The following is a 777-nucleotide window of genomic DNA, read 5'->3' as shown; positions in this document are numbered from 1 at the left end:
CTAAGTCTTTTTTTATCTCGTATTTAACATTGTATTGCAAACTAAAGACTAGGCGATTATTTATATCAACCATAAATTTCTTCCAACCGTAAACAAGAGACCAATCGACCTTCCCACTCTCGCAGCTCCGGCTCTATTTCACTACATTTAGGTTTGGCATAAGGACAGCGTTTATGCAGCGCGCAGCCACTTGGTGGATTAAGTGGACTTGGAAGTTCGCCATGTAAGGTTAAGTCATTTTTATGGCCAGTTACAGTCGGTGCCGCTGCTAATAAAGCAATGGTGTAAGGATGTTTTGGGGCATTATAAATGGCTTCTTTAGGTCCATGTTCGACCGCCTGACCTAAGTACATCACCATTACATCATCAGCGACATGGCGTACCACTGATAGATTGTGTGAGATAAAGACGTAAGCGGTATGGTATTCGTCTTGCAAGTCCATGAATAAATTCAATACTTGCGCTTGAATCGAGACATCGAGCGCGGAGGTAGGCTCATCAGCGACCACAATCTTTGGATTAAGCATCATAGCGCGAGCGAGGGCAATTCGTTGACGCTGTCCACCTGAAAACATATGCGGATAACGGCCAGCATGTTCGGGACGCAGGCCAACATGTTTCGTCATCTCATTAATTTTGTTGCGCTTCTCTTCCTTTGATAGCTTGGTATGAATATCTAACGGTTCAGTTAATTGATAACCGATAGTATGACGCGGGTTTAAACTGCCATAAGGGTTTTGGAATACCATCTGAATTTCGGTACGCAAATCTTTTAAT

1 protein-coding gene is annotated in these 777 nt (G+C 43.1%); it reads right to left on the bottom strand.

Annotated elements, in window-relative coordinates:
• Nucleotides 1-65: 65 nt before the first annotated feature.
• On the bottom strand, nucleotides 66-777 hold a 712-nt coding region (locus ACS8FD_RS19495; protein WP_439277079.1), incomplete at its 5' end, for a dipeptide ABC transporter ATP-binding protein.

Source organism: Psychrobacter sp. 1U2 (assembly GCF_051847575.1).
This window is presented reverse-complemented; position numbering and strand designations above follow the sequence as displayed.